Genomic DNA, 5,740 nt, shown 5'->3' on the forward strand with positions numbered 1-5,740 from the left:
TCCTTGATGCCTACAAGGCGGGCATTATAAAATAATCTAACTTTGTAAAAAACCGGCGCCATATTATGCGCCGGTTTTTGATTTCACTCAAACTCGTATTCTCCGTCGTAGTTCTTCTTGAACTCCTCAAATACCTTTCCGAGAAGCTCGTCATCATTAACGGATACAAAATCGTCCTCCTCTGGAGTTTCGCCGGGTATGACCTCAAGTATCACTACCTCGTCGTCCTCCTCATCAAAAGGCAGAAGCACTGCATAGAGGTGCTCCTCGTACTCGACTGTGCCTATTATCTCAAATGAGACCTCATTTCCGTCATCGTCCGTCAGGGTGATGTAATTTTCAATTTCCTCTTCTTCCTCGAGCTCGTCAAGCTCCTTTTCATTCATATCGCTCATGGCAGTACCTCCGCTAAAATAATATACTTCATTTTAACATATATGCCTGCAAATTGCAATAGGCTCTACTAATTTTTTACCACAAGGACGGTCTTTATACCGTAAGATCTGTATACCTCTATACATTCCTTGCTGATGATCTCTCCGCTCACCGCTATCGGCACAGCCGGCGGACAGGGTAGCTTTACAGAGGCACAGACTCTCCCCTCCGCTGCCTCTACGGATATCTCCTCAGCAGGCGCAAAAGCGGCTTCGCGAATAGCACAAGCCATATTCGGGAGTTCCCGCAGAAATAATGGCTTTTCTCTTGTGTAAAGTGAAGCTACAGAAACCGAGTTCTCAATCGCAGCGCTAAGCCGTCCATAGTCCCCGGCAGGTGAAAACGGCGACATAAGCAGTACAAGAAGCTCTTCATCAGCGTATTCACACTCTACGCCGTTATTTCTGAGTAGCTCTGCCAATTCTGTTCCGCTGTAACCGCTTTCAGCAGCTTTTATCGTGATATGAAATGGTTCAGATTCCACAAAAGAAAGCCTATCTGAAAAGGCTTCACGCAGCGAATTCAGCCGCGGCAAAGCCGCGACGATATCGCCTCTTATATTATCTGAAATGTAACGGTTGCATATATCAAGCGAAGCCATGATAAGATAAGATGGACTTGTAGAGCCAAAAAGGCTCATAGCCTGCTTCAGTTTCGGAGCATACTCCGAACAGGAGGTATGCAGCAGAGCTGCTCCCGTGAGTGCCGGCAGCATTTTATGGGAAGAGTCACAGCAAAGATCCGCACCAGCATTGATAGGATGCATACTCTTTTCAAAAAAAGCAAGATGAGCTCCGTGAGCATTGTCCACAAGGAGCCTTGCTCCGTAGCGATGACACAGAGCCGCCAATGCGGCAATATCCGCCATCCTTCCGGTATAGTCAGGTGAGGTTACGTAAAGACAGACTGGCTCTGTTGAGGCGGCTAAAGCCGACTCGACGTCTGGCAGGAGTATCCTGCCAGACAGAATTCCGCCGCTGTATTCAGGTAAAAGCCACTGCACGTCAAGTCCGAGAAGAGCCACCGCATTGAGAAAAGAACGGTGGACATTTCTAACAGCGATGATATGGCGTTTCTCCTGCTTCATAAGAGCAAGCATAGCCTGTATGCACAAAGTTGAGCCCCCAGCGGAATACACAGTCGCAACGGTTCCGTAGAGCTTTGACGCATTTCGTTCGCTCTCAGCAATAATGCCATCGGCTTCAAAAAGGCTGTCCGCCCCTTTTATCTCGGTTATATCCAATCCGTAAACTTCTTCGAGCCCTTCCACAAGCGATATGCCCTTATGTCCGGGCATACAGGCGCGTAACATACTAGAAGCATCAAAGCTCCGCAGAAAGTCGTAAATAGGAGTATCCATTGAAACCTCCTGTTCTCATATATAGTATTGAAGTATCTTATACTTTTTTAGCATGGCACAGAACATGACCACCGACACAGCCTGAGGATATATCCCCAGCAGCTTGCTTACAGTGACTATGTCCGTGTCTCTAAATAGTATAACATAATTATTTTCTTTTGTCTTGGTGTCAGCTCATTATTAATAAATTTTAACAATAATTAGTATAACTTTCTTATTGAATCAGCCCAACCATCAAAGCCGAGAATACCCCTGATTCCCATATCTTCGGTATCACATCGTATTTATTGCTTATGTATTTCACTGCGGCTATTTTTGCTACTTTTTTACTTTTACTCCCTTTTGTTTTCTTCCTCTGTCGTCAAGATACATCCCGTTGTAAATACAGTCAGCATCAGCGCTACAAGAATAATTCCACCCACTCTGATGATATTTTCATTATTATCCCTCGCTTTAAATTATCGGTATGGTCTTATTCTATCATTTTTCCACAGGGTATGTTAGGTAATATATGTCACTTTCTCAGTGATATTTGTCACTATAATTAAATATAGCCCATTCAATCGAAAAATAAAAAGGACGGATACTATCCGCCCTTTACTGCTCAATATTCTCTTCCAAATCTTCCGGCTCATCGTTGTCCTCACTTCCTGAGGTATCTGCATTATCTGCGATAACATCAGAGATAACCTGCTGAAGATCCTCATCATCATATTCGATATCCTCAGCATCAAGAGCTTCTCCGACTGTAGCAGCCGCTGCAAGAGACGCGATCTCAAGGTCCTCTCGTATGCCGTCAGAGCATGAACTCAGCTTTGTAAGATCTATGATGCCCGAACAGGTAACGTCATCGCCGCTTCCTTTTTTAGTCATTGAAGGCAGGAACTCCGCAAGCTGTGATATTCCCTCCTCCATGCCATTCTCAACTATAGTAAGGGCAAGTCCGCGGAAAAAACAGAAAAGCTGCTCCTCGTTCCAGTAGGAATTCTCAACGCCGTCCGAGCACAGGAACACTGCTGCAGGCATAAGGCCCTTAGGCAGATAGAAAAATCTTGCCGAGAGAGCCGCGTCATCCTGACACATTGATGTTGTTACGTTCTCATAACAGCGAGGATCTTCCGGAACAGGCGCAAACACATTACTATCGCCGTCAATAACAACGCATTTTCCGTCGCCTATCTGGGCTCCGAATGCATAATTCTCAGTTACCACCGCAAACAGCAGGGTCGTGCCGTAAGCGCCAATATAGTCTCCTGCTTCATAGCGCTTGCGGTAATTTGCAAACTTCTCAGGAATGCGATCCAGCTCCTCCTCAGAGAAAGGATCAGCCTTGAAGTCGCTCTCAGTCTTGTCGTGCCAGCGTGCTATTATGCTGCGCCAGAGCTGATTGAACAGCTCGTCGCGCTGGCGCTGATCTCCAAGAAGCTCCTCATCGTTTTCAAGTCCCTCAAGGAACTCTCTGACGCAATCCTCCGCGCACTCCACGGCAAACGCTGAACCACGATCGGTACGCAGATAGCAGAGGCTTCCGTGACCGTCCGCAGCAGCTGCGAAAGAATACTTCTCGTTATCTGCACAGGCAGAGCTGTCCTGACAGATCAGTCCGCGGCTGAGATGAGAGGCGCCGATGCTTGTCTGAGCAAAGGAATGTAATCTCTGCATAACCTCACCTTACCAGTCGGATTCGTCCCAGTCGGCGGTATTATCGTCGCTGAGTGCCTCTGTAGTCTGAGTCTTGACGTCCTCAGCGAGCTGCTTTGATATCTCAACAGGGTCTGTATCGCTGTCAACAGTGCTTGAATGGCTTGCAAAAACGCTTGTGATAACACTTGCCTTTTCTATCATAAGACGAAGCTGATCCTTGTTCTTTACATCGAGGACAGTCTCCGAGCTTCCGGAGAAGCGTGCAAGTATATCCTTGTCAGCATCATCGCCTATAGCAAAGGCTATCTTTATGGAACGCTTGAACCAGTTGTTCTTTTTCAGAGCGTCGAGACCGCTCTCCCAGTTATCTGTAGGACCTCCGTCGCTAAAGAGAAGTATTACAGGCGGATAAGCTCCGGCTGCAGTCTGAAGGAACTCATTCCTCGAAAGCTTCTTATCCAGCTCCTTGCAGGCAGCACCAAGATCGGTAACTCCGCAGGCTTCAAAGGTCTTGAAACGATAACCCTCCGGGGATACAGGCTCGGGAGTTACCCAAGATGCACCTGTTGAGAACTCCAGTACCGCGATCTTTATCTCAGCGTCGTCACTTTCATCGCTAATCTCCTGAAGGGTCTGCATTACTTCTTCAAGAGCTGATTCTACCTGTCCTATCTTGCTTCCCTGCATACTTCCGGAAGTATCTATAACGTAAAAAAGCGTCATGACCTTTCTGACAGCGGGAGCGTAATCATCTAATCCTGGCATTATTATGACCTCCGTTCGCATATAGCTTTCTATGACCGGGCATTATCTGCCGGCGGGGTTGTCCCCTTTAATGTCATTTACCTTAAGTTCCCCATATCACGGAACTAATTATATTTATTATATCATGAAACTATCCTTCGGTCAAGTAGTTTGTTAATTCAGTTGCGGTCATTGTCTGCCGCCAACCGCCTTGGAAATGATGGACTTGGAAAAGCTGAGCATCCTACTTCATCACAGTGGCAGTTCCGCATAATAGTACAGCCGGATTCCGTTGACAAAGCTGCTATATTGATATATAATTGTAGTAGTATCTCAGCCGCAAAGGAGTGATTTGCCCGGTACGGGCAACAGTTATGGAAAAAAACGAGATAAAACGATATGTTTTCATCGCAGCCCTTGCTATCGCAGTCTGCGTTATATGTCAGAACTTCTCTGTGCTGGCAAATTTTGTCTCTGTATTAATCGGAGCTCTGAAATCACTTGTTATAGGCTTCTTTGTAGCCTATATCTTCAATATCATCATGAACCGCTTTGAAAAGCTCTACTTTCCTAAGAACAACTCAAAGCTGGTTTCAAAGACGCGAAGACCATTCTGCATTACTGCTGCTTTTGCCATTACAGCGGTGATTCTCGTACTTATAATGTACATCGTCATACCAGAGATAGCCAAAGCTTTTGGAGTGCTTTACGAGGAGATACCTCCCGCCTTCACGAACGCCAAGGAATTCGTAACTGGCAAACTGAAAGAGTACCCGGAAATACAGGAGCAGATAAGCTCCATTGAATTCGACTGGGCAAAAATCGCTGAAAAAGCCTCAAAGATACTCACCTCCGGACTTGCAGGAATACTCAGTTCCGCAGTGGGCATAATAGGCGGGGTGACCTCAGCTGTAGCGAATTTAGTACTCGGACTTATCTTCGCTATATATATGCTTCTCCGCAAGGATAAGTTAATACGCGACGCAAATCGAATAAGACGAGCATATTTCAGCGACGAGTTCAACCAGAAGAGCTCAATAGTCCTCAAGACGGCAAACTCAACCTTCCAGAGCTTCTTTGTAGGACAGTTCGTGGAAGCAATAATACTCGGCTCACTCTGTTTCATAGGCATGAAACTGTTAAAACTGCCATATGCGGCTATGTCCGGCACTCTCGTGGGAGTTACTGCATTTATACCGATAGTCGGAGCCTTTATCGGCGCAGGCATAAGCGCTTTCATAATACTTACCGTGAATCCCATGCAGGCGCTTATCTTCGTTATATTCCTGATATTCCTCCAGCAGTTGGAGGGAAATATTATCTACCCTAGAGTAGTTGGCGGAAGTATCGGTCTCCCAAGTATATGGACACTTGCAGCCGTAACTATAGGCGGAGGTCTCTTTGGTATACTCGGCATGATACTGGGCGTTCCCCTTACAGCTACACTGTATAAGCTCTCCTTCCATGTCCTTGAAAGCAAAGAGAAGGAGCTCGGCATAGCTTCTCCCGAAGCTGCCAGTGAAAAGCCTGCAGCAAAAGCTGCTAAAAAGCCTAAGA

Annotated in this window: 5 protein-coding genes; 1 reads left to right on the forward strand and 4 read right to left on the reverse strand. The window is 46.3% G+C overall.

All coding sequences use genetic code 11. From position 1 onward, the window contains the following. Positions 1-83: 83 nt before the first annotated feature. From J6U00_RS02025 to J6U00_RS02040, 4 genes are all read right to left on the reverse strand, one after another. Complete coding sequence (locus tag J6U00_RS02025; protein WP_296578143.1) at positions 84-395, reverse strand: DUF1292 domain-containing protein; 312 nt, start codon at positions 393-395, stop codon at positions 84-86. Positions 396-463: 68 nt separating this feature from the next. Beyond that, entirely contained in the window at positions 464-1,795 is a 1,332-nt protein-coding gene (locus tag J6U00_RS02030) for an aminotransferase class V-fold PLP-dependent enzyme (RefSeq protein WP_296578144.1), read from the reverse strand. Positions 1,796-2,392: 597 nt separating this feature from the next. Next, positions 2,393-3,457 carry a PP2C family serine/threonine-protein phosphatase gene (locus tag J6U00_RS02035; protein ID WP_296578146.1) on the reverse strand — a complete coding sequence of 355 codons (1,065 nt, stop codon included), beginning with the start codon at positions 3,455-3,457 and terminating at the stop codon, positions 2,393-2,395. 9 nt (positions 3,458-3,466) lie between these two features. Beyond that, complete coding sequence (locus tag J6U00_RS02040) at positions 3,467-4,204, reverse strand: VWA domain-containing protein (RefSeq protein WP_295082151.1); 738 nt, start codon at positions 4,202-4,204, stop codon at positions 3,467-3,469. 353 nt (positions 4,205-4,557) lie between these two features. Here J6U00_RS02040 and J6U00_RS02045 point away from each other — a divergent pair. Next, positions 4,558-5,740: AI-2E family transporter (locus tag J6U00_RS02045; RefSeq protein ID WP_296578149.1), on the forward strand; the 1,183-nt coding region annotated here is incomplete at its 3' end.

Source organism: Ruminococcus sp. (genome assembly GCF_017650195.1).
Taxonomy (GTDB): domain Bacteria; phylum Bacillota; class Clostridia; order Oscillospirales; family Ruminococcaceae; genus Ruminococcus.

What these genes read in the sequence shown, in the direction of transcription:
- J6U00_RS02030 (WP_296578144.1), bottom strand. Translation starts at nt 1,795, where the DNA reads ATGGATACTCCTATTTACGACTTTCTGCGGAGCTTTGATGCTTCTAGT.
- J6U00_RS02040 (WP_295082151.1), bottom strand. Translation starts at nt 4,204, where the DNA reads ATGCCAGGATTAGATGATTACGCTCCCGCTGTCAGAAAGGTCATGACG.
- J6U00_RS02025 (WP_296578143.1), bottom strand. Translation starts at nt 395, where the DNA reads ATGAGCGATATGAATGAAAAGGAGCTTGACGAGCTCGAGGAAGAAGAG.
- J6U00_RS02035 (WP_296578146.1), bottom strand. Translation starts at nt 3,457, where the DNA reads ATGCAGAGATTACATTCCTTTGCTCAGACAAGCATCGGCGCCTCTCAT.